We start from the raw sequence: 22,771 nt of genomic DNA, 5'->3' as shown, positions 1-22,771 counted from the left end.
TCGATGAATTATCTGTAAAAAGAGTTTGCAACAAAGTGTGCGGAGAGTATAGTGCGCATCCATCGGACGCGGGGTGGAGCAGCCTGGTAGCTCGTCGGGCTCATAACCCGAAGGTCGTCGGTTCAAATCCGGCCTCCGCAACCAATCAATACTGTGGTAATAATTACAGATAAAAGATTGGATTCGATGAAAAAACAGGTATTATACGGACGCGGGGTGGAGCAGCCTGGTAGCTCGTCGGGCTCATAACCCGAAGGTCGTCGGTTCAAATCCGGCCTCCGCAACCAACTTACTGTCTAACAACTTGTTGTTAACCATAGTAATGTTGTAGTGATAATATCAGCATCAAGACGGACGCGGGGTGGAGCAGCCTGGTAGCTCGTCGGGCTCATAACCCGAAGGTCGTCGGTTCAAATCCGGCCTCCGCAACCAATCTTGAGTGGTACAAGCAAGCACCTTAACGGGTGTTTTTTTTGTGTCTATCATTTATCTTCCCCCTTGATACTCAACCACGTGCCTGCGCGCCACCATTGGCAAAATAGGCTTTGATTCCGGCCAAAATAGATTGGGCTATCTGCTGCTGAAACTGACTGGTGCGCAGTTTACGCTCCTCTTCCGGGTTACTGATAAATGCCGTTTCCACCAGAATGGAAGGAATATCCGGTGCTTTGAGCACAGCAAACCCCGCCTGATCGACCCGGTTCTTGTGCAAACGGTTAATTTTCCCCATACGAGTCAGCACTTCCCGGCCAAATTTCAGGCTGTCATTGATGGTCGCCGTCTGCAGTAGATCAAACATGGTGTGATCAAGATAGCGATCACCACTTTTGCTTACCCCACCAATATCATCGGCGGCGTTCTGTGTTTGTGCCAGAAACTTGGCGGTATTACTGGTAGCGCCTTTGGTGGATAGGGCAAAAACGGAAGATCCCCGAGCGCTATGGTTGGAAAAAGCATCAGCATGGATCGAAACAAACAGATCTGCCCGTTGCTTGCGTGCTTTCGCCACACGCACTTTCAATGGAATAAACACATCTTCATTGCGTGTCATAAAGACTTGCATATTGGGTTCACGCTTGATCAGCGCGCTCAACCGGCGGGCAATTTGCAACACAATGTCTTTTTCGCGGGTTTTATTTCTACCAATAGCACCAGGATCTTCTCCACCGTGACCAGGATCCAGCATGATCACAATAGGCCTGTCACGCCCTGCCTTACCCACCGCTGGGGTTTGTGCCGGGGCGGGTAATGTGCGTTCCACATCGCCTTTATTATAATCCTCCAGTAATGCCAGCAACGGGTCGTACTCTTCACCGCTGCTTGCTTTAGCAGGATAGAGATCCATAACCAGGCGGTTACGATACTCAGCAACCGGTGACAGGGTAAACAGGTGTGAACTTACACGTTGCTTGAGTTCTAGTACCAATCTGACGGTATCTTTATCGAACTGACCCACTCGCACCTGTTTCAAATAAGGGTCTTCCTTGCGTACCTGCCCGGCGATACCTTTAAGCACCGAGTTAAGATGCACCCCTTCCACGTCAATGACGATTCGCTCTGGATTAGCCAATGCAAACTGCTGATACTTCAATGGAATATTAGATTCCAGCGTTACCCGGGTATAGGTCGAGGAGGGCCAGATGCGGACCGCAATCACCGAAGCAGCAGCAGCGAAGCCAACGCGGCTCACACTCAGCAACCAAGTTGCGGCTACTCCTTGTAAAAGACGACGACGAGTCTGATGGTGGTTAGCGTTAGGCATGTGGCTCCAGCAATAGTAAAAATTTTTACCCGTCACTCTTCAAGCTACAGGGTTTTTATCTATAACCCGTATAAAATTTGCTATAACCGATAGAAAAACAAGCATAATTGCAAAACTTTAACTAATCTCGACAACCCTGTCATCTTTAATGGTTTTCAATTTACTCATCTATTGTGGTGAATAATTCGCGTTATTCTCAAGCAGGTAAAGCAAAGACATGCGCCAAAACCTGAATAACAACCGCCAGATCACTCACCTAACGGGCAGTTTCAGATTATTTCCCTCTTGCCATTTACGCCATAAAAGAATAAAAATACAAAAATACCGTATAAATATGCAAAGAGGTTTTGCCGTGAAGGAACGTAGCACAGAGCTGGTCCAAGGATTCCGTCACTCAGTTCCCTATATCAACGCTCACCGTGGCAAAACGTTTGTCATCATGCTCGGTGGGGAAGCCATTGAGCATGAAAACTTCACCAGTATCGTCAATGATATTGGGTTATTACATAGTTTGGGGATCCGTCTGGTGGTGGTCTATGGCGCACGCCCACAAATCGATAGCAATCTGGCCCTACATCATTGTGAGCCCATTTATCATAAACATGTCCGTGTGACTGACGCTCAAGCCTTAGAGTTGGTGAAACAGGCTGCTGGCTTGTTACAACTGGATATCACGGCACGGCTCTCAATGAGCCTCAACAATACCCCATTGCAAGGGGCGCATATCAATGTCGTCAGCGGTAACTTTGTCATTGCCCAACCGTTGGGGGTGGATGATGGCGTAGATTACTGCCACAGTGGCCGTATCCGCCGCATTGACCAGGAAGCCATCCACCGTCAGTTAGACAGCAACGCCATTGTCTTGATTGGCCCTGTCGCGGTATCAGTCACTGGCGAAAGTTTTAACCTGACCTCCGAAGAAGTCGCTACACAGTTGGCGATCAAATTGCAGGCGGAAAAAATGATCGGCTTTTGCTCTTCACAAGGGGTGACGGATAAGCAAGGGAATATTATCTCCGAATTGTTCCCTAACGATGCGCAAAAACGCATTGAACAACTGGAAGAGTCTGGCGATTACTACTCCGGTACGGTACGTTTCCTGCGCGGTGCAGTCAAAGCCTGCAGTAGCGGTGTACGCCGTTGCCATTTGATCAGCTACCAGGAAGATGGAGCCTTGCTACAAGAGCTATTCTCACGGGATGGCATCGGCACCCAGATAGTGATGGAGAGTGCCGAACAGGTACGCAATGCGACCATCAATGATATTGGCGGCATACTGGAGCTTATCCGCCCACTGGAGCAGCAAGGGATCCTGGTACGCCGCTCGCGGGAACAACTTGAGATGGAAATCGACAAATTTACCATTATCGAGCGGGATAACCTGACCATTGCCTGTGCGGCACTCTACCCCTTCCCGGAAGAGAAGATCGGTGAAATGGCCTGTGTTGCGGTACACCCGGATTACCGCAGTTCATCACGCGGTGAAATGCTGCTGCAACGGGTAGAAAGCCAGGCGCGTCAAATGGGGCTGCAGAAACTGTTTGTGCTCACGACCCGCAGCATTCACTGGTTCCAGGAACGGGGCTTCACCCCGGCGGAAGTAGACGTATTGCCGATGAAAAAACAGGCGTTGTACAACTACCAACGTCGCTCAAAAATCCTGTTGGCGAATCTCTGACTGTTTATACTCGTCATCATTCAAGCTGCAGGGGCGAGGCCCAGGGACGGGCCGAGTAATTGTCGCGTAGCGACCGCCTGAGTTGGCAAAGGCGCGGGTTATCAGGGGCCACGCCTTTGGCCCCTGATTCGGTCGCAGGCGCAATCAGTTCATAGTATGGAAAACATAAGGCGACCGAAATTTGTCACAAAAATACAATATATTGAATTTTATACCTTAAATTTGTCTCAATACAGAATGTTGACAGAAAATATATGGGGATCCCTCAGGTTCCTAAGCAATTTATCCAAACAAATTCACCATTAACCAAAATCACGGACTGCTCATCAATTGCAGCCGTTCGGCCAAACCACTACGGCGCTGTGTTGGAGTGCGAATCGCCCCCATCAGCACCTTATCGGTAACATAAAGCGAGAGCTGCTTACGAGCACGGGTAATTGCGGTATACAGCAGTTCGCGAGTGAGTAGCGGCAGAAAGTCAGGGGGTAACACCAGTACCGTATGTTCAAACTCTGAGCCTTGGGATTTATGTACCGTCATGGCATAGGCGGTTTCGTGCTCTGGCAAGCGGCTCGGTTGCACCGATTTAATTGAACCATCCGGTAATGGGAAATAAACCCGCAGGTTGCCTTCTTCATCGGGCAAAGCGATACCAATATCGCCATTGAATAAGCCCAAGGCACTATCGTTTCGGCTAATCATCACCGGACGCCCTGGGTACCAACGCCCTGCCGCCGCATTACGCTGGATCAACCCCACTCGCTGCAAGCCGCTTTCAATACGTTGATTCAACCCAGCAACGCCAAATGGCCCGTCTCTCAGCGCGCACAAGAGTTGAAAGTCACCGAACGCGGTCAGGATGGTGGCAGCCCCGGCGCCGGTAGCCACCAGCCGTAGATAAGCACCATAACCATCAACACAGGTATCCAGTAACTGTTGATAATCTTCAGTTTCAACCAATGGATAGGCAGACACATCGGCGTAGCCGCTATTTAGCACCGCCATAGCACGCTTAGCCTCACCGGCATTCACCGCCAACGCTAACTGCCCAATACCGGAGTTGGCGTCAAACCGATAACTCTTACGCAGTAAGCACAGGCTATCACGCACCAAGGGCCCGTCCCCCACCCATTGCCGGGGTATTGAGCACCCGGTCAAGCGCGTCAACTGTTCAGCTCGACTCTCACTATAACCCTGCTCGGCAAATTGACAGATATCCCCCAGCACCGCCCCCGCCTCTACAGACGCTAACTGATCACGATCCCCCAGGAAAATCACCCGCGCATTAGCGGGTAAAGCAGCAATTAAACGCGCCATCATCGGTAAGTCCACCATTGAGGCTTCATCCACCACCAATACATCCAGATGCAGTGGGTTACCCCGGTGGTAACGCATCCGCTGGCTGTTTGGCTGAGCGCCAAGCAAACGGTGTAACGTTGCTGCCTCTGTCGGGAATAATGCCCGCTGCTCCGTGGTTAAATTTAACTGCTGACTGGCACGGCCTAAGGACTCCGTCAGGCGCGCCGCTGCTTTGCCCGTCGGGGCCGCAAGCTGGATACGTAAGTGCTCACTGTGGTTCAACTGGACCAATGCCGCCAACAATTTAGCGACGGTGGTGGTTTTCCCCGTGCCTGGTCCACCAGAGATCACCGCAATACGCCGTGTCACCGCAACGGCTGCGGCAATTTTTTGCCAATCAGGTTCAGCGGTTGTCTCGCCAAACAGTTGATCGAGGATGGTGCGCAGTGGCGCTTCCTCCATCAACAGAGGTGAACTCTCACTGCCGATAAAGGCCGCCACCTCACCCTCGTTTTGCCACATACGTTGCAAATAGAGCCGTTGTTGTTGCAGCACCATGGGGGTCGCAGCACTACCATCACTCACTGCCGGCGTTGCCAGTAAGCACTGTTGCCAACCAGCCAGATCCGGTTGCCCACAGGCTTGCCAGGCAGCCAATGCCAACTCAGGTTGACGGCCATGGAACAAATTTTCCGGTAACAGTTGCTCGAGCAACAAACAGACATGCCCTGCCCCGGCATCTGCACTCAAGCAAGCGGCAGCCAGCAGCAGTGCGGGTTGATCTTCGCTGGCCACCACCTGGGCAAATTGCACATCTAACGGGCGCAACACCCCCAACGCCAATGCCTGATTCAGGATATTGATCATTGCTCCACCTCAAGGGCCAGGGGTTCACCACTAAACAGGCGATCCATCCCTTCGACTAACGCCAGTGGCGGGCGGCAAGTAAAGATACCGTTGCCAACCTGTTCGCTATCCACGCCGCGTAGAAATAGATAAATCACCCCGCCGAAATGGTGCTCATAATCGTAATCCACCAGACGATGGCGCAAATAACGATGCAGCGCCAAGGTATAGAGTTGATATTGCAGGTCGTAGCGGTGTTGAACCATCGCCTGCTCCATGGCTTGCTGGGTATAAGCGCCGCTGTTATCGCCCAACCAGTTGGATTTGTAATCCAGCAAGTAGTATTTCCCTTGCCAGCAGAACACCAAATCAATAAAGCCTTTCAGCATCCCTTGCACCTGTTGGAAATTGAGTTCCGGGCAATGGGCAGACAGCGCATCATAGCGTTTTATCAGCTTATCCAACTCGCTCGCCTGCAACAGCCGATTAATCGGCAAATAAAACTGTAACTCCGCCTGCCGGGCCCCAGCAGGTAGCGCTGAAAGCATCACCCCGCTGTGATTAAGCGGCGTATTGAGCACCGTTTGCATCCAGTGATACAAAACCGGTAACCAATGCGGCTCTACGCCCTGTTTCTGCACTTGTTCCAGCAACCACGCTTGATCTAACGGTTGAGTGAAATCCCATTCTTCAAACAAACTATGCAGAAACGTCCCGGGTGCTGCGCCGCGTGGAAAAGTATGGGGGGTCAGGGTGGTGACACTCTCTACCGATTGCTCGCCAATAGCCTCAATATCCAGGCGCGGTAACAACTCCAGTACGCGACTCGAACCATGCTGCTGCAACCCGGTATAGCTGGTGACACGCCATGAATCTTGATATTGCCGTGAGAACTGCCTGGCGACTAACTCAGTGACCGTAGTCTGTTGTGGCTGCCAGAGATGTTCATCTGGCGTATCCACCCATGCAAAGGCCATCTCCTTGGCTGACAACTGCTGTAAACAGGCTTTAAGGTAGTCGGCATCACCCGCTTGCCCAGCCTGTAACAGATAACCCAGGGCGCTACGGTGCAAATCCGTCTCACCTTGTTTCTTACGCATCCCCAGAAAGAGTGGGGCGAGACCGATGCTACAGTGATAAACCGAACGGGTTAGCGCCACATACAGTAACCGCAAGTCTTCGGCCAGACGTTCTTCTTCTGCCCAGGCCTGACTCTCTTCATTGGCGTTAAGGTCCAGCAACGCCTGAAACGTTTGGCGGTCATGGTATAGCCCTTGTTGTTGCTGGCGAGCATGGGCGACAAAAGGCAGCCACACCAGATTGAACTCCAACCCTTTGGATTTATGGATAGTCATCACCTGAACTAAATGCCGATCACTCTCTAGCCGCAATTGTTGGTTATCCATCTGCTGGTTGGGCTGAGCAATTTGCTGCGCCAACCAGCGTACCAGGGCATGTTCCCCTTCAAGTTGCGTCGAGGCTTCCTGCAATAACTCGCCTAAGTGCATAATATCGGTCAAACGACGTTCACCGCCCAGACTGGCCAGCAGATCCTCAGCTAAATGCCGCTTGACCATCACCTGACGCAACATGGGCAAAACACCCCGCTGCAACCAGCAAGTGCGGTATGCATCAAACTCATTAACCAAGGCATCCCAGGCGCGCTCATCGCGATTCAACTGGTCCAGCGTCAGCGCATCCAGCCCCAGCAAACTGCTCGCCATGGCACTACGTAATGTCCACTCCTGTTCCGGAGCCAATACCGCCTGCAGTAACCACAGTAAATCTTTCGCTTCTACAGTATCAAAAACACTGTCACGGCTGGAAAGGTAAACCGAAGGAATCGCCAGCGCACTGAGCGCATCACGTATCAACGCCGCTTCCGCGCGGCTACGCACCAAAATGGTAATATCTGACGCCTGAACTGAACGCCGCTGTTCCCCGTCCGCCAACCAGGCTTCCCCGCCCTGACCCGCACTCAGCCAGTCACGAACCTGCGCTGCACATTGCCGCGCCATTAATTGCTGATAATCACTGACGCCGACCCCTTCCCCTGGCTGCAACCAGAACTGCATGGCCGGTTGTGATTTGCCACATAGCTCGAAGGCCAACCCTTGATTTTTTGCAGCTGCCGCCACCTTGATAAACGGGATTTGCTCAAACAGAAATGGCTTTTCCACTTGGCTAAATAGCGCGTTCACGCTACCCACCATCGCTGGTGATGAACGCCAGTTAGTCTCCAGCGTATAGTGAGCCATCACCTCTGAACGCGCTCGCATATAGGTAAAGATATCCGCGCCACGAAAAGCATAAATCGCCTGTTTGGGGTCACCAATCAGCAACAGGCCACACTCTGGTTGGCCGACATAAAGTTTTTGGAAGATACGGTATTGCTGCGGGTCAGTATCCTGAAACTCATCAATCATCGCCAGCGGGTAACGCTGGCGGATAGCCGAAGCCAGTTGTTCCCCACCGCTGCTGTGTAATGCGCCATCCAATCTGCTAAGCAGGTCATCAAACCCCAATTCGGCACGTTGGCTCTTTTCCTGTTGCACAGAGATGCGTATCTCACTCAACGCCCGCGCCATAACCAGGTCACGGAGGGTCAGTGGTTGAGAAAACAGTTCATCAATGGCGACAAACAGACTATGGCGTGGGGCTTCCCCTTTTTTGGTTTTCTCCAACAAGACGGATTGGCGGAACTTGTCCAACTCTTTGGGTAACTGATAATCCTGCGTTTCCTGCCCAGCCCATTCCCCCACCTTATTGAGCCAGTTAGGCAGGTGTTTACTGCTATAGCTACGCTTGTCGACGCCAGATTGGCTGATCAAGGCCTCCAGTTCCGCTGATACCGCACGCCATTGTGCTTTAAGGGCATCAATACGCGCGACGACCTGTTCGTGGCGCATCAACAGGGTTTCGTCATCCCGCGGGGGCTGGCGTAAGGTGGGTGCCTCGCCATGCAGATAACTGGTCAGGTCACTAAGCAGTGCTTCCGGGCCACTCCACTCCTGGCTAACAGCACGCGCCACATTCAGCGGTAACGGATAGCAGTGTCGCCGCCAGAAATCGGCACAGGCCTGACGGCGTAACGGCAACTCATCTTGTATCAGGGTTTGTTCAAACAGAATGCCGGATTCAAATGCATGGTAAGTGAGCATTCGCTGGCAAAAACCGTGGATGGTGTAGATTGCCGCTTCATCCATTTGGCGTTCTGCCGCCAGCAATTGCGCGGCGGCCGCTGCCAAATCATCCAGTTCTGCCATCAAGGCGGCCAATATGGGATCTTGACTCTGCCCACGAACACAAGCCACACGTAACGCGTGGATATTACTGCGAATACGCCCGCGCAGCTCCTCAGTTGCCGCCTCGGTAAAGGTCACCACCAGGATCTCTTCTACCATCAAGGGGCGAGGGAACGCCGCTGACGCTCCTAACCCCAGCAGTAGACGCAAATACAACACGCCAATGGTGAAGGTTTTACCCGTCCCTGCGGAGGCTTCAATCAGGCGCTCACCAAACAGTGGCAACCTAAGTGGATCAAGCCGCTGAGGAACCGCTTTCATCATGGCGTCACCACCTGACGTGGCAGTGTTTGCTGTAACGAGGAGGCATTGTCATAGGTCACCCAATCTTTACCGGGGGTGGCAAAATCCGCTTTCTGCTGGCTGCTGCCACTCACCTGCGACAAAAGTGCCAACCCATGGGGGGAAATGACCGCCTGATGGAAGAAATCTGCCAGCTTGACCGGGGTCAACAGCCTGATTTGCGCAATCAGTTTTTGGCGGGTATCAAAAGCAAAATTACCCCGGTCAAAATCGTTGCTAAAACGCCCCGCCTCTTCACTTAATGTCTGTGGACGTTGCTCCAGTTGATTGATCATCGCCTGCTTATACTGCTCAAAATCAGCCGCTTTCATCTCGCGCAAACGCTTTTCTGCTTTCGGATAGAAGTCTTGATAACGCTGGTAGAGATAGGCGGGCTGCTGATTATTGCTCTGCAACAAAAAACCCACGCCCCACTGGCGACCAACCGGTATCGCAAAAGCAAATACCGCATAACCGAGTTGTTCTTGGGTACGCAATTGGCTATAGAACCAGGGTTGGATCATCTCCCCCAGCAAAGTGCTATAGGCCATGCTGGTAATGTCATCATAACCCGTTGGCACATACACTGCCGCCAGCGCAGAGTCAGTGCTGCTACCCGGGCGCTGCATATTTGCCAACTGCTTTTTGGCAACCACCACGTCTTCGCCATGCCACCAATCAACCCCGTGACTGCCCAAGCGATGTTGTAATGAAGAGGCCAGTACACCGACCTGTTGTTGGTTGATATTACCCACCACCAGCAGTTCAGGGGTTGCCCCAACCATCAGGCTATCGCGATAACTCAATACCTCTTTCAGCGTCAGCGAACGCACAATTTCACGCCGTTCACTGCGTTCTGCATAAGGTACACGGGAAAGCACCTGTGCCGGCTGGATCGCCAACTCAAAAGCTTTGCCCTTTTCGGCAGCATCCAACTGTTCCAAATACCAGGATTTAGCTTGCTCAAACTGCTCTTCAGTAGGGGTAAAGCTGGCATAGCCCTCTATTAGCGCGGTGAGTAACCGTGGTAACCGCTGAGTAAATCCATTCGCATTAAACAGCAGGCCGTTGTTTGATGAGGTGGAAAAATTGATCCCCCCTACTGCGGCCTGATAACTTAACTGATCCAACGACAGGCCCGCCAGGTAATCCATCAACGAGAACAATACCTGGTGACGTGCAGAATCCATCGTTTTGGCGTGACGTAATGCCACCGTCACATCCGCCTTCGGCTCATCAGCAAAATAGCGACTGGGCATATACAGTGCGCGTAACCCAGGTTGATTCACCACCATTTCCGGTTGGCTAAACGGATGAGAAGGTTTGATCAGGCTAAAGTCATCCGGAATATAAGGGTTCAACCCTGGCAATGAAAGCGCAATTCCCTGCCCCAGTTGCTGCCACTGAGTAAAACGATCCTGGGGGATTTTCTCTACCTGATAACGTGCCTCAACAAAGTAAGCCTGTTTGTTGTGCGGTTCATCGGGGCTAATAAACCAGATTCGTGCATTTTGCGGGGTCATCTGCTCCAGGCGTGCGGCAATCGCTTGTGGATCATAACGATCCGCCAGAAAAGGGGCATCGAGCACATGTTCAACCGGTACCCGCAGCATCGCATCCACCAGCCACTCGATGTACCCCATATTGCGGGTAATAGATGGATAGCGGAAATCGATATTTAATACCCGGGCAATCTCATCAAAATAGCTCTGTTTTATCCCTTCCTGGCGCATCATTTGCAGGTAACTGAAGATGGCGGCAACCACCTTGTCACGCTGTGCCAGCCCTTTGTCCGTCAGGGAAACACTGATGGAGAACACACCGCCGTTACGATCCACCATCGGGGCGGCACCGGCATTGATAGCATCCGCTAACCCTTGTCGTTGTAACCAGTCTGAAAGCGTATTTTTACTTCGATTGCCAATCAGATAGCCGATATAGGTATCGGTTTTACTGCGGAATTCCGCACTGTTGTTATCAATCCGGAATTCGATTTTCAACTGTTTGCGTGGCTGTGCCGGAACATAGTGGATGATGATCCCTTTCTGTTCAGACGTTGCTGCTGGCACCGTGATGGCGGGTACCTGCGCATGACGATTGGCTATGCGACCAAAGTTTTTTTCCGCCAGTGCCGCTAATTCCGGCAAGGGTTGGTTGCTGTATAACACCCCCATCATCAGGTTGGCGGAGTAGTAGCGCTGGTAAAATTGCGTCAGCTCATCATGCAGTTTGCTGCCGGGTTTATCCTTCAAGGTATCGAGATTACCGCCAGAAAAACGTGCGGCAGGGTGTGCCGGATTCAAGGTTTCAGCGCCGACTTGCGCCATACGCATCCCATCGCGGGAACGCGCCATGGTTAACTCGGCGTTGACCGCATTACGCTCACGGTCGGCATTGTCAGGATCCAGGATCGGGGCAGCAATGGCATCCGCCAGACGATCAACCGCCGCTGCCAAGGCGTCGTTTTCCACTTCCAGATAAAACGCGGTGCGATAAGGGGCGGTACTGGCGTTATGACTCCCCCCATGCTTTTTCAAAAACTCGGCCAGACTCTCCGGCTCTGGATAATGTTTGGACCCCATCAGCACCATATGCTCAAGGTAATGAGCCAAACCCAACTGGCTGTCAGGATCATCCAGCGACCCAATTGGCAGTGCCAAAGCCGCCAGTGACTTGGGAGCCTGAGGGTCAGAAACCAGTAACACCGTCATCCCATTGGTTAAGGTAATCGCCTGATACTGACGCGGGTCATGATCACTTTTGTTGATCTTTTCTGCCAGCGGTTGCCATCCCTGGGCAGCCCAGCCTGACGGCAACCAAAACATCACCAAAAATACCAACCCGAAAAGGTGGGCAAACTGTCTGCGCATAACCAAAATAGACCTCGATTGTTCTGCCATCACGTCAATTCCCTAGCCATGACCGCTTTAAGCTAAAAAAGTTACCCTAGGTTATGCCGTGCCACAGGTAACAGATAACGCACGGTTTCACTGATAATTTGTTCAAAATAAACATTGTCCATTTGCCGGAACACCCGCTGTACATAGGGGTTCTCCCCTTCCCCTATCACTCGTTGTTCACCTTGCCAGGTTTGCAACAGCTTACTGCGGGCTTTGCTTTGAACTTCTTCACTCCAATCTATTTGCTGCGTTTCTTGCTGATAACAGTGGCTCAGCCATGCCCAGCCACTTTTATTCAACAGCATCAAGGGTTCAGCAAGCCCACGCTGGTAACCTGTTAGCAACTCAGCCAACTGCTCATGGGCTTGTTCCACCGAAAGTGCCGCAAAACGCCAGGCAGATTTTTTACTGCCATACATCCGGCTCTCCCCGGTTCCCCCAGCACAACAATAAGCCAAATGCTCCAGCCACAACAAAATACCATCCACGGCGTTAAGTGTCGCTGGACGCCAGCGCAGTAGACCATCCGCTTGAACTTGATGCAACCAGCCACTAATTTGTACCCCCGCCACCGAGATATCCAACTCTAGGCTGCTACTCTCCTGGCGCTGTTCGCGCACCAATTCCGCCAATTCGCTCAGTTCTTCCTGCTGTTTCTGCCAGTAAATCTCACCAAAAGCGCCATAGGGTAAGCTGCCGGAGGCGCGGAGCCGTTGATACAACGGGGTGCTCTCTGCCCCCTCAATCAACGTATTCAACAATTGACTGTTAAATTGATAACGTTCGAGATTATCTAAGGTAAAGGGCTCTTCTTCCGGTAATTCGGTCTCTTCCAGAATAAAATTAACCCCGAGCCGCAGTTGGAAAAAAGCGCGGATCGGGTGGCGGTAAAAACGCAGTAACTCGTCAAAAGCCACCTGCGTTTTGGCTTCCTGTGGCAACGGATGGCTAAAACCAGGATGTGCCACCCCATTGCCCTGCGCGGCAGGTAGCCATTCCGCTGCATAGCTCTGTTCCTCACTGCCTGGCACAAAGTTGGCTGCGGCAAACGGCATACGCGCATGGTGTTGAAGTAAGTGTTCACGCACCCGTTGGGCACTGCAGTCTGCATCACATTGCTCATCGCCAGGTAAGCAATAACTCTGCTCCAGATATTCCAATAACTCGGTCACCAGCACCGAAGGAAAGCGTTCACTATTGTCCTGAATCGAACGGCCAATAAAGCTGATATAGAGCCGTTGCTGGGCAGAGAGTATCGCCTCCAGAAACAGATAGCGGTCATCATCGCGGCGGCTACGATCACCACGCTGACTTTGCTGCGCCATCAGGTCAAACCCCAAAGGAGGCAAGCTCCGGGGATAAACACCATCATTCATACCCAGCAGGCAAACCACTTTAAACGGGATGGAGCGCATCGGCATCAGGGTGCAAAAATTAATCTGCCCCGCCAGGAAGCGTTGGCTGATGCGTTGTTGATCAAGCCTGGCGGCGAGCTCGTCGCGCAACGGTACCAGCGGTAACGGGTCAGCATAGCGCGCTGCCAGCCCTAAGCTGATCACCTTTTGCCATTGATCTTCAATCAACGTCAGTGCTTCTTCGGTCTCACTGTCTCGCTGGAAGAAAGCGGTTAACAACTGTTGGCACAGCTGTAACCATTCTGCCAATGGCCGCTCCTCACTTAATAGCTGCCGCCAATGGCTAAGTTGCGCCAGCAGTTCGGCTAATTGCCCCGCCAGTTCCGCCACCAAACCACTCGACTCATCATAGGGCAATACGTCCTGCCAGCAACCCGCATTGCTGTCCATCGCGTACCCCAACAACATGCGTGTAATACCAAACCGCCAGGTATGCTGCCCGGTTACCGGCAGATTCAACTGGCGCACATTATCATCATCCAACCCCCAACGAACACCGGCTTCACCACTCCAGCGACGTAACAGAGTTAGCCCGGACTCTTGAATCGAGAAACGCGCCGCCAGCGCCGGTACATCCAGCAATGCCAACACTTGCTCGGAAGTGAAACGGCTTTGTGGTAAATCCAGCAAGGAGATAAACGCCTGCAATGTTGGGTGTACATGGCGAGCCTTACGGTCGGAGATGGCAAAGGGGAGATTGCGCCCCGGCGGTGCACTGCCAAAAACCGCCTGAATATAGGGGGCATAGCTGTCGATATCGGCCACCATCACAATAATATCCCGCACGCTTAATTGCGGGTCTTGCGACAACATCGCCAACAGTTGATCATGTAATATTTCTACTTCACGCTGCAAACTGTGGCAAACATGCAGGCTAATTGAGCGATCTTGCGGTTCCAGACGGCGTTTATGGTCGCTGCGGTCCAAGGTTTCCGGGGTGGTACCGATCACCGCATAATCTTCTAACTCCAGCATGTCATGTTGAATAGCATGCAATAAGTCATTCGCCGGAATATCTACAAAGGCGTCCACTTCCTGCACTTGGGTCATCTGCGCCAATAAATAGAGGTGGTCGCGCCCTAACTTCCCCCAAGAGGCCAGCAACGGATTACTCAGTTGTTGTGCGCCTTCGGCATCAAATAGCTGGGCGGCCTGTTCCGGCTGGCGAAATAACCGATGCTCTTGCGCCTGATGATGATGGTGGCGGCGTTTGCGGCTCTGTAAACGAGCCAGAAAAGCATAATCCTGAATATCCCCCCAATAGTAGCGGCAAGGGTTGGTAAACATCAGGTGAATATCAATATGTTTGCCCAAGGCTTGTAGTGCCTCAAGATAAACCGGTGGTAAAGCGGAAATGCCGCATATAAACACCCGTGGCGGCAGCCCAGCCGGGCATGAGGCAGCGTTCTCTAATACGCTGATAAAACGCCGATATAAATTGGCCCGGTGCCATTCCGGCTGCCCCAGTTCTGCGGTACATTCCACCAACCGCTGCCATAGCGGCGCTTGCCACAGCTGAGCATCGGCTAACCCGGCAACCATTTCCCCGCGCTGCCAGCTTTCCAGCCACTGTGGGCGATAAACCAGATATTGGTCAAACAAGTCAGCAACCCGCCCAGCAAGCTGGTGGATCTTGCGCTTATCGCTGTCGTCCGTCAGGTAATGTTGCAGTGGCGCAAAGGCGGGTTGTGTCAGCATCTCAGGAAGCAACCACATCAGCTTCCAGGTCATGGCATCTTTGCTAAAGGCGCTCTCTTTGGGGATCCCGGGCAAGACTTTGGTAAACATCTCCCAAATAAAGGTGGCGGGCAGCGGGAAAGCGATATTGGCAGCAATGCCGAACTCTTGTGCCAGTTGTATCTGCAACCACTGAGCCATTCCCGGGCTTTGCACCAGCACCACTTCCTGCTGAAAAGGATCGGTCAAGGGTTCTCTGGCTATCAACGCGCTGATAAGCGTTTTCAGCAAATCCAACTGATTGGAATGATAAACCGTAAACATGAGACTCCTTTAAGCAAGGGGCAATAACCTGAGTGGTCCCTTTTTGTTGGCGAGCGAAATTCGACTTTGATGGCCTCGCCCCTTGAACTCGCGGTTTGGGAACATCAACGGGTGACTTATATTAAACCTCGACCCAAGCACCAAAGCGGTTCTTATGGTCTCACATCAGGAAACTATTCGCACCTTGCTTCAAAAACGCCGAATAAAGACCACACCAGAATAGTTAACTGCCGTATTGATACAAAATAAGTGTTCCTAATACCACTACACTTTACGCTTTTGGTCGGTGGGAATGGTCAGGAACGCCGACACGCCGTATACCCCTCCCTGGGGGCTCGTATCGCGCGTCCATGCGCTCAACGGTCGGCTAACCTGCCTCACTCCCACCTGTAGTACTATTACGAGCAGCTATTTAGGTAAAGGAAGCCTTGCCGACGCGGTTCAGCTATCAAAAAGTTAATAATATCCTTTTAATGTTTCCAGCAATGCATAGGCGGCTTTTGAAAGTTGCAGATGCCCGGCGTGAATCACGCCGATGCATTTTTCTATCACTGGGTTATCAAGCGGGATACATACGGCACCCAATTCGGTCATTTGTGCCTGGCATAGGGCTGGCACGGCACTGCCACCCAACCCGCTCGCCACCATGCGCCCTACTGTGACCAGTTGGTGACTCTCAAAAGCCACATCCAGTTTGCGCCCGCTTCGGGCTAACTCCTCTTCCAACATCAACCGTACCGCGGAAGGACGCTGCAAGGTAATGAAATCCAGTGCCAATAACTCATCCCATGAAAGACGCTTTTTCGCGGCAAGGGCAGAGGTTTTCGGAACAATAGCGATAAAGCGGTCAATACCCAGAGGAGTAAACAGTAAGTTGTGAGTGGGTGCAGGTTCAAAGGCGATGCCGATTTCAACCCGTCCTTCACGTACCATTTCAACCACCTGCTCATTGATAATGTCATGTACGGTGACATTGATTCCGCCGTAGCGCTCACGGAATGCTCTCAACACCTCAGGCAAAACGTTCGCCGCAAAGGAAGGCATCGCCGCAACCGAAATTTTGCCACGCTGCAGCGTGAAGCTCTGACACATGGCTTCTTCGACATTATCCCAATCAGCAAGCAGTTGCCGCGCCATTGACAAAAACGCCTCCCCTTCTTGCGTCAGGGCAACCTTACGGGTATTTCGCAGGAGCAGCGGCCCCCCTAGCGCATCTTCCAGCCCTTTAATCCTCAAGCTCAACGCAGGTTGTGACAAATTCAGTCGTTCGCTGGCATGCGCGAAGTTCAGAGTGTGAGCTACCGCCAGAAACGCGCGTAGCTGTTTGACGCTCATTCTCATTTTTCTTCCCGCCAACCAATTAAAAACAATTAGTTAACATCTTATTAATAAAAAAAACAAATGATTGAGTCACAAATTCAAAATTAACAAATCAGTGTTTCCCATCAATGATAGCGCCATGGGTCAAGCGGAGAGATAAACATGGCTGGATTGGATAAACGCGTCGTCAATTATGCGCAGGCACTGGACGGGCTGAAAGACGGGATGACCGTTCTTGCTGGCGGCTTCGGACTCTGCGGCATACCTGAAAATCTGATTGCTGAAGTCAAGCGGCGCCAGGTGCAAAACTTAACCATCGTCTCGAATAACTGTGGTGTGGATGATTTTGGCCTCGGCATGCTGCTCGAAACCCGCCAGGTACGCAAGGTAGTGGCATCCTATGTGGGTGAAAACGCCTTATTTGAACAACAGGTACTCAGTGGTGAGCTGGAGCTGGAGCTGACACCGCAGGGAACACTGGCAGAAAAAGTTCGTGCGGGCGGTGCCGGTATCCCGGCCTTTTATATCGCTACCGGATATGGCACACCCGTCGCCACAGGCAAAGAAGTTCGCCAGTTCGGTAAACAACATTACATCCTGGAAGAATCTCTGGTGGGCGATTTTGCGCTGATCAAAGGGTGGAAAGCAGACTGGTACGGCAATGTGATTTATCGCCATACCGCACAGAACTTTAACCCACTTATGGCGACAGCCGCCCGGATAACGGTGGTCGAAGTGGAGGAAATTGTTCCGCCGGGTGAGTTACCCCCCGCCACTATTCATACCCCAGGTATCTACGTTGACAGGCTAATTCTTGGGCATGTTGAAAAACGTATTGAACAACGCACGTTACGCCAGGAGGGGAGCTGATCATGTTGAACCGCGAACAGATGGCTATGCGCGTGGCGCAAGAGCTACGTGATGGTGACTACGTCAACCTGGGAATCGGCATCCCGACGCTGGTGGCGAACTATATCCCTGAAGGAATAGATGTGATGCTCCAGTCGGAAAATGGACTCTTGGGTATGGGTGGCTTTCCCGATGAACAGCATATCGATGCCGATATGATTAACGCCGGTAAGCAGACCGTAACGGCACGCACTGGTGCGGCGATTTTCGATTCAGCTCAATCGTTTGCCATGATCCGTGGCGGTCATGTGGATTTGACCGTTCTGGGGGCCTTTGAGGTGGATGTTGAGGGCAACATCGCCTCGTGGATGATCCCAGGGAAAATGGTGAAGGGCATGGGAGGGGCGATGGATCTTGTTGCCGGTGCGCAAAACATCATTGTCATGATGACCCACGCTGCTAAAGGAGGTGAATCAAAACTGCTCTCTCGTTGCACCCTCCCCCTGACCGGCGTTGGTTGTATTCGTCGGGTTCTGACTGACCTTGCACTGCTGGAAATAGCCGACGGGGCATTCGTTTTACGCGAGTACGCCCCTGGCGTGAGCATTGGGGAGATCATCAGCAAAACCGCCGGCCCGCTGATTATCCCAAACGATATACGCGAAATGCGTTTCAACTGAGGAACAAACATGAAGGACGTGGTGATTGTTGGTGCAACAAGAACACCGATCGGCAGTTTGGGTGGTGCGCTCGCTTCGCTCTCTGCGGTAGAACTGGGTGCCTGCACGGTACGTAGCCTCCTGAAGCAGAACCCACTTGCCGCGGCACAGGTTGATGAGTTGATTTTCGGTCAGGTACTGGCTGCCGGGTGCGGACAAAACCCCGCTCGCCAGACAGCCATCGCCAGCGGAATGTCCGTAGACATTCCAGCAACAACCATAAACCAAGTGTGCGGTGCCGGGTTGAAAGCGGTGCAATTGGCTGCTCAGGCGATCCGCTGTGGTGACGCGCAGGTAGTCATCGCCGGGGGGCAGGAAAGCATGAGCAACGCCCCCTATCTGCTGGAGGGTGTGCGTAAAGGGCTGCGGTTCGGCCATACCCAGATGCGGGATAGCATGATTACCGATGGGCTATGGGATGCCTTCAACCATTATCATATGGGGGATACAGCAGAAAATCTGGCTGAAAAATACCAGATCACCCGCCAAGCGCAGGACGCTTTCGCTCTACAGTCGCAGCAAAAAGCGGCAGCCGCCATCGAAGCAGGCTTTTTCACCCAACAGATAACACCGATCTCTACTCAACAAGGTCGGAAGTTAACCCGTATCGTTGATAGCGATGAACAACCTCGCGCCAACACCACGCTCGAACAACTGGCACAACTACGCCCGGCTTTTCGTCAGGAAAACGGCACCGTCACCGCTGGGAATGCCTCTACGCTGAACGACGGCGCGGCTGCAGTCTTGCTGATGAGCCGTGATAAAGCGCACCAGCTTGGCTTGCCGGTGTTAGGTCAAATTGTCAGCTGTGTTGTCACCGGTGTCGACCCCGCGCTGATGGGGATTGGCCCGGTCAGTGCCAGCCAGCGTGCTCTACGGCAGGCGGGCTGGTCTCTGGATGAAGTGGACTTAATCGAGGCTAACGAAGCCTTTGCCGCGCAATCACTGGCGGTAGGCCAAGCGCTCGGTTGGGATAACCAGAAGGTCAATGTCAACGGCGGAGCCATTGCCCTGGGCCATCCGATTGGCGCATCCGGCTGTCGGACACTGGTGACATTGCTCTACGAAATGCAGCGCCGTGACGTCAGAAAAGGGCTGGTTACCCTCTGCGAGGGGGGCGGACAAGGCATTGCCATGACGCTGGCTCGCTGACATGCCCTTAACTTTTCATTCTGTCATCGAATCTCACCCTGATAGCGAGGAGCTGTAGTGAGTGTATTGATGACCCTGACGGCGTGTCACCCATACTGAAACGCCGACCTATACCTGATATTTGGAGACTAACCATGCAACTAATCAAAAAAATTCACCATGTCGCTTATCGCTGTAAGGATGCCAAAGAGACTGTCGAATGGTACCAAAAGTACTTGGGCATGAACTTCATCCTTGCCATTGCCGAGGATCAGGTACCCTCGACCAAAGAGCCGGATCCCTACATGCATATTTTTTTGGATGCAGGCAACGGCAGTATTTTGGCGTTCTTCGAATTACCCACCAAGCCTGAAATGGGACGAGATCCGAATACGCCGAACTGGACTCAACACCTGGCTTTAGAAGTTAACTCGGTTGATGTCCTGATGGAGGTGAAGAGCAAACTCGAAGCTGATGGTATTTCAGTCGTCGGCCCCACTGACCACACCATTTTCAAATCCATTTACTTCTTCGACCCCAGTGGCCATCGCCTTGAATTGGCGACCAATATCGGCACACCGAAGATGGCGAAGTTACTTGATGACGTTAAGTGGGAAATGCTCAACGAGTGGTCCCAGACCAAACAAGCCCCCCAGCACGCCCGCTGGATGCACGACGGCAGCTATACGGAGTAACCGATTATGTTCTAGGTGTTAGGGCCCTAAATACCCCCAGGCATATAACCGACTAACCGCATTAAGCCACATCAGAGCGACGTGCTAATCGTCGAGAGACGCGTTGTCTAAAAGCGTCTCAAGGGTGGCAAGGAGGCATTACATGACCTTGACTGCAAAAATTGATGTCGTCAGGCTGATTGATGAAAGTCCCATCGGCAAGTTTCAGTGGCGAATTTTTATCCTCTGCGCAATTTGTATGGTCCTTGATGGCTTCGATGTTCAGGCGATGAGCTATGTCGCCCCAGCGTTACTTCACGACTGGCGTATCGACAAATCCTCTCTCGGGCCAGTATTCGGTGCCGGTCTGTTTGGACTACTCATCGGCTCGTTATTATTCAGTATGGTTGCCGACAAACTTGGGCGACGCCCCGTTCTTATCGTTTCCACCTTCTTTTTTGGTTTGTGCATGTTAGTCACCCCCTTTGCCAGCACACTCCAGGAATTGATCGCTATTCGATTTATCACTGGGCTGGGGCTAGGTGCCATCATGCCCAATTCGATGGCGCTTTGCGGTGAGTTCAGCCCGAAGCGCAAGCGAATTTCTATCATGATGATGATTTCTTGTGGCTTCACGGTGGGTGCCATGCTCGGTGGTGCCATCGCGGCCGCACTGATTCCGACCTATGGCTGGCAATCAATTTTCTATCTCGGCGGTATCTTGCCGCTGTTTATCGCCGTGCTGATGATCCGTTATCTACCGGAATCCATTCAGTTCCAAGTGCTTACAGGTAAAACCTCTGCCTCAACGCTGGTTGTCTGCAAGAAAATCTTTCCTGCTCAACCTATTTCCCACGACATGGTCTTGGTCGTTGGCGAACAAAATAGCCGTGGCGTTCCCCTTATGGCGCTCTTTCAGGATGGCAGGATGGCCGGTACGTTGGCGATCTGGGCAATCAGCTTCCTCAATATGATCGCCCTCTACTTTCTGTCCAATTGGCTACCAACCATTGCCCAAACGGCGGGGTTAAGCCTTGAGAGCGCCGTATTGGTGGGGGCCACGCTACAACTGGGCGGAATCATCGGCACCCTTGCGATGGGCAAACTGATAGACAATGTCGGATTCAAGCGTGTTCTGGTGCCGTGTTTCGCCGTAGCCACCCTGTTCATCGCCTTAATCGGCCATTCGGTGGGCGCAGTTTACCTGTTGTTTGCCGTGGTCTTCATCACTGGTTTTGCCGTGGTCGGTGGTCAGCCGGCGATCAACGCCATGGCAGCCAGCTACTACCCGACGGCGCTACGAACCACTGGTGTAGGCTGGAGCCTGGGGATCGGTCGGATCGGATCAGTGATCGGCCCAGTGGTCGGCGGGCAGCTTATCGGTTTGAACTGGGGCCAGGACAGCTTGTTTCAGCTGGTTGCCATACCGTCCGTCGTCATTGTCTTGGTCCTGCTGTTTGCTCGGTTCGAACAAACCACACAAGCAAACCCTAGTCACACGCTGAGTCGTCAAAAACACCCTACATCGTCATCGAACTTGGAGTAACAACATGAAATTATCCACTTTGAAGAGCAGCAATCGTAACGGCGTACTGGTGGTGGTGAATCGTGCCCTAACCCATTGCCAATCGGTTCCTGCCATCGCCCATACGTTGCAAGACGCTCTAGATAACTGGGATAGCGTCGAAGGCAAACTACATGAAATTTACCATGCGATGAATCACGGGCAATTACAGACGGCCGAGACTTTTGACCCTGAACACTGTCACTCGCCGCTGCCGCGTGCTTACCAGTGGGCCGACGGCTCCGCCTATGTCAATCATGTCGAACTGGTCCGCCGGGCTCGCGGTGCCAAACTGCCCGCAGAGTTCTGGACTGACCCCTTGATGTATCAGGGGGGCTCCGATTCGTTCGTCGGACCACGGGATCCCATTGTTGTGAATTCAGAAGACTGGGGAGTTGACCTCGAAGCCGAAATCGCCGTAATCACCGGTGATGTCCCCATGGGCGCAACACAGGAACAGAGCGCGAGCAGCATTCGCCTCCTCATGCTGGTTAACGATGTTTCCTTACGCAATCTGATTCCCTCTGAATTGGCCAAGGGTTTCGGTTTTTTCCAGTCAAAACCAGCATCAGCCTTTAGTCCGGTGGCCATTACACCGGACGAGCTTGGCGAGGATTGGCATGATGGCCGAGTTCATCGTCCGCTAACAGTCCATATCAATCAGCGCCTTTTTGGCAATCCCAATGCTGGCCAGGACATGACCTTCAACTTCCCCCAGTTGATTGCCCATGCTGCCAAGACCCGCAAGTTGACAGCGGGTTCTATTATTGGCTCAGGAACCGTCTCGAACAAACAGGGGGATTTGTATGGCTCATCGATTAGCAATGGGGGGGTTGGTTATTGCTGTTTGGCTGAGGTCAGAATGTACGAAACCATTGAAATTGGCAAACCCAAAACGCCCTTCCTGAAATTTGGCGACAGCGTAAAAATTGAAATGTTTGACCAGCATAACCAGAGCCTGTTCGGCGCCATTGAACAGCAAGTCCAACCAGATATCACCTAAGGATCCAGGGCGGGTGATCCATC

General features: G+C 52.5%; 13 protein-coding genes and 3 tRNA genes. 10 read left to right on the top strand and 6 right to left on the bottom strand.

Going from position 1 to position 22,771, the window contains the following annotated elements; all coding sequences use genetic code 11:
- Positions 1-67 precede the first annotated feature (67 nt).
- The 3 genes from AC2A06_RS12910 (at position 68) to AC2A06_RS12900 (ending at position 432) form a co-directional block, all read left to right on the top strand.
- Positions 68-144, top strand: a tRNA-Met gene (locus tag AC2A06_RS12910).
- Positions 145-210: 66 nt separating this feature from the next.
- Positions 211-287: transfer RNA gene (locus AC2A06_RS12905), tRNA-Met, on the top strand.
- Positions 288-355: 68 nt separating this feature from the next.
- Positions 356-432 (top strand) — tRNA-Met (locus AC2A06_RS12900).
- A 73-nt stretch (positions 433-505) separates the two neighbouring features.
- Here AC2A06_RS12900 and amiC read toward each other — a convergent pair.
- On the bottom strand, positions 506-1,762 hold the full coding sequence (amiC, locus tag AC2A06_RS12895; RefSeq protein ID WP_484380554.1) for an N-acetylmuramoyl-L-alanine amidase AmiC: 1,257 nt from the start codon (positions 1,760-1,762) through the stop codon (positions 506-508).
- Between the two features lie 334 nt (positions 1,763-2,096).
- On the opposite strand from amiC, the gene argA reads away from it, so the two are divergent.
- On the top strand, positions 2,097-3,440 hold the full coding sequence (gene argA, locus AC2A06_RS12890; protein WP_484380587.1) for an amino-acid N-acetyltransferase: 1,344 nt from the start codon (positions 2,097-2,099) through the stop codon (positions 3,438-3,440).
- A 312-nt stretch (positions 3,441-3,752) separates the two neighbouring features.
- Here the strand turns inward: argA and recD are convergent, their stop codons facing one another.
- The 5 genes from recD to AC2A06_RS12865 all read right to left on the bottom strand — a co-directional run bounded on the left by recD (position 3,753) and on the right by AC2A06_RS12865 (position 16,829).
- Entirely contained in the window at positions 3,753-5,606 is a 1,854-nt protein-coding gene (gene recD, locus AC2A06_RS12885) for an exodeoxyribonuclease V subunit alpha (protein ID WP_484380553.1), read from the bottom strand.
- Positions 5,603-9,154, bottom strand: coding sequence for an exodeoxyribonuclease V subunit beta (gene recB / locus AC2A06_RS12880; RefSeq protein WP_484380552.1), 3,552 nt, complete (start codon positions 9,152-9,154; stop codon positions 5,603-5,605). Before recB ends, recD begins: the two co-directional genes overlap by 4 nt.
- A complete protein-coding gene (ptrA, locus tag AC2A06_RS12875; protein WP_484380551.1) occupies positions 9,151-12,042 on the bottom strand; it encodes a pitrilysin in 2,892 nt (963 codons plus the stop codon). Before ptrA ends, recB begins: the two co-directional genes overlap by 4 nt.
- 71 nt (positions 12,043-12,113) lie before the next feature.
- A complete protein-coding gene (gene recC, locus AC2A06_RS12870) occupies positions 12,114-15,488 on the bottom strand; it encodes an exodeoxyribonuclease V subunit gamma (RefSeq protein WP_484380550.1) in 3,375 nt (1,124 codons plus the stop codon).
- Positions 15,489-15,944: 456 nt separating this feature from the next.
- Positions 15,945-16,829 carry a LysR family transcriptional regulator gene (locus AC2A06_RS12865; protein WP_484380549.1) on the bottom strand — a complete coding sequence of 295 codons (885 nt, stop codon included), beginning with the start codon at positions 16,827-16,829 and terminating at the stop codon, positions 15,945-15,947.
- A gap of 141 nt (positions 16,830-16,970) precedes the next feature.
- Between AC2A06_RS12865 and AC2A06_RS12860 the strand changes: the two genes are divergently transcribed.
- The 6 genes from AC2A06_RS12860 (at position 16,971) to AC2A06_RS12835 (ending at position 22,748) form a co-directional block, all read left to right on the top strand.
- The gene (locus AC2A06_RS12860; RefSeq protein WP_473197053.1) at positions 16,971-17,678 is read left to right on the top strand and encodes a CoA transferase subunit A; all 708 of its coding nucleotides are present in this window, start codon (positions 16,971-16,973) and stop codon (positions 17,676-17,678) included.
- A gap of 2 nt (positions 17,679-17,680) precedes the next feature.
- On the top strand, positions 17,681-18,337 hold the full coding sequence (locus AC2A06_RS12855) for a CoA transferase subunit B (protein ID WP_023489613.1): 657 nt from the start codon (positions 17,681-17,683) through the stop codon (positions 18,335-18,337).
- A gap of 9 nt (positions 18,338-18,346) precedes the next feature.
- Positions 18,347-19,528, top strand: coding sequence for an acetyl-CoA C-acetyltransferase (locus tag AC2A06_RS12850; protein WP_484380548.1), 1,182 nt, complete (start codon positions 18,347-18,349; stop codon positions 19,526-19,528).
- A gap of 134 nt (positions 19,529-19,662) precedes the next feature.
- On the top strand, positions 19,663-20,202 hold the full coding sequence (locus AC2A06_RS12845; RefSeq protein WP_023489615.1) for a VOC family protein: 540 nt from the start codon (positions 19,663-19,665) through the stop codon (positions 20,200-20,202).
- A 142-nt stretch (positions 20,203-20,344) separates the two neighbouring features.
- On the top strand, positions 20,345-21,727 hold the full coding sequence (locus AC2A06_RS12840; RefSeq protein WP_484380547.1) for an MFS transporter: 1,383 nt from the start codon (positions 20,345-20,347) through the stop codon (positions 21,725-21,727).
- A gap of 4 nt (positions 21,728-21,731) precedes the next feature.
- Positions 21,732-22,748 carry a fumarylacetoacetate hydrolase family protein gene (locus AC2A06_RS12835; RefSeq protein WP_484380546.1) on the top strand — a complete coding sequence of 339 codons (1,017 nt, stop codon included), beginning with the start codon at positions 21,732-21,734 and terminating at the stop codon, positions 22,746-22,748.
- The last annotated feature ends 23 nt before the right edge of the window (positions 22,749-22,771 follow it).

The organism is Serratia sp. HNCC26DJ244 (assembly GCF_057180565.1).
This window is presented reverse-complemented; position numbering and strand designations above follow the sequence as displayed.

Excerpts from the sequence above, each read along its gene's own strand:
- amiC (WP_484380554.1), bottom strand. The coding sequence starts at position 1,762 with ATGCCTAACGCTAACCACCATCAGACTCGTCGTCGTCTTTTACAAGGA.
- argA (WP_484380587.1), top strand. The coding sequence starts at position 2,097 with ATGCAAAGAGGTTTTGCCGTGAAGGAACGTAGCACAGAGCTGGTCCAA.
- recD (WP_484380553.1), bottom strand. The coding sequence starts at position 5,606 with ATGATCAATATCCTGAATCAGGCATTGGCGTTGGGGGTGTTGCGCCCG.
- recB (WP_484380552.1), bottom strand. The coding sequence starts at position 9,154 with ATGATGAAAGCGGTTCCTCAGCGGCTTGATCCACTTAGGTTGCCACTG.
- ptrA (WP_484380551.1), bottom strand. The coding sequence starts at position 12,042 with ATGCGCAGACAGTTTGCCCACCTTTTCGGGTTGGTATTTTTGGTGATG.
- recC (WP_484380550.1), bottom strand. The coding sequence starts at position 15,488 with ATGTTTACGGTTTATCATTCCAATCAGTTGGATTTGCTGAAAACGCTT.
- AC2A06_RS12865 (WP_484380549.1), bottom strand. The coding sequence starts at position 16,829 with ATGAGAATGAGCGTCAAACAGCTACGCGCGTTTCTGGCGGTAGCTCAC.
- AC2A06_RS12860 (WP_473197053.1), top strand. The coding sequence starts at position 16,971 with ATGGCTGGATTGGATAAACGCGTCGTCAATTATGCGCAGGCACTGGAC.
- AC2A06_RS12855 (WP_023489613.1), top strand. The coding sequence starts at position 17,681 with ATGTTGAACCGCGAACAGATGGCTATGCGCGTGGCGCAAGAGCTACGT.
- AC2A06_RS12850 (WP_484380548.1), top strand. The coding sequence starts at position 18,347 with ATGAAGGACGTGGTGATTGTTGGTGCAACAAGAACACCGATCGGCAGT.
- AC2A06_RS12845 (WP_023489615.1), top strand. The coding sequence starts at position 19,663 with ATGCAACTAATCAAAAAAATTCACCATGTCGCTTATCGCTGTAAGGAT.
- AC2A06_RS12840 (WP_484380547.1), top strand. The coding sequence starts at position 20,345 with ATGACCTTGACTGCAAAAATTGATGTCGTCAGGCTGATTGATGAAAGT.
- AC2A06_RS12835 (WP_484380546.1), top strand. The coding sequence starts at position 21,732 with ATGAAATTATCCACTTTGAAGAGCAGCAATCGTAACGGCGTACTGGTG.